General features: G+C 71.9%; 1 protein-coding gene and 1 pseudogene. Both read right to left on the reverse strand.

Annotated features, from left to right (window positions below):
- A partial coding sequence (locus ACFV6V_RS31145; RefSeq protein ID WP_385571190.1) for a sensor domain-containing protein occupies window positions 1-806 on the reverse strand: 806 nt, incomplete at its 3' end.
- A gap of 213 nt (window positions 807-1,019) precedes the next feature.
- Window positions 1,020-1,143 (reverse strand): annotated as a pseudogene (locus ACFV6V_RS31150) (sensor histidine kinase); the annotation flags it as partial.

Consider the following 1,143-nt stretch of genomic DNA (forward strand, 5'->3'; position numbering starts at 1 on the left):
GCGACCAGGCGGGCCTGGGCGCCGTCGTGCAGGTCGCGTTCGATACGCCGCAGATCGGCGGCTGCCGTGTCCACGACCACGCCCCGGTCCGACTCCAGTTCCACCACGCGGCCCTCCAGCCGGGACGGTCCCAGCAGCCCCGTGATCAGCAGCCGGTCCACGGTGGTGAGCCCCCGGACGATCCACGGGGTCGCGAACAGCAGCAGCAGCCCCAGCGCGGAGGTGGCGGCCAGCTCGATGGGCGAGTCGACGTAGTAGGCGTGCGTCTCGTCAGTGAAGACCTGGGCCCCGTCACGGCCGACGAACACCGGGAACGTCCAGTACCAGAGCGGATACGTGGCGCAGGTCCAAGCGGTGACCCACAAGGGCAGGGCGAGGGCGAACGAGAACACCGCCCACGGCATGTGCACCAGTGCGTAGAGCAGATGCCGCCAGGACACCCCGCTCTTCAGCATCGCGCCCATCCACGCCATGGGCCCGCCCGAGCGCGGCCGGACCGGTGCCGGCTCGGCGATGTCGAGGCCCAGCAGGGTGCGTGCCCGCAGGCGTTCGAGCACGCCGAAGCCGCGGCACATGGCGAGCGACGCGGCCAGTACGGGGATGCCCAGGAAGGTGACCACCAGTCCGGCACCGGCCGTGGCCAGGGTGACGGCGAGGCTGAAGAAGACGATGCTCAGCGGCAGGCTCAGCAGGACGAAGCCGAATTCGCGCCAGGTGGCCGCCTCGAACGGCGCGCGCAGTGGTCGGGGGAAGCGGTGGGAGTGGGTCGCCCGGGTGCCCGGTTCCGTTCCGTAGGCCATGGCCATCGTCGTCATCCGTTTCTGTTCCGGCCTTTTCCGGCCTGTTCTGACCTGCGTCGGCTTGCGCCGGGCTGCGTCGGCTTGCGCCGGCCTGTGCGCGCCTGTTCTCCGGCGGTTTCCGGTGTGGCTCTGCTCTGGCGGAGGGTGCGGGTCCCATGCTGCCGAGCGTGACCGGGCGGAACCATGCGGCAGGTATCCGTCTCGGCCCGGGGGTTCTCCCTACCGTGCGGGGTGCGTTGCCACCCGGTCGCGCCAGGGCAGCTCGGCCGTGACGACCGTGGGGCCGCCGGGCGGGGAGTCCACGGCGAGCACGCCGTCCACCGCGTCCAGGCGCTCGGCGAGC

The sequence above is a fragment of the Streptomyces sp. NPDC059828 genome (assembly GCF_042731955.1).
Taxonomy (GTDB): domain Bacteria; phylum Actinomycetota; class Actinomycetes; order Streptomycetales; family Streptomycetaceae; genus Streptomyces.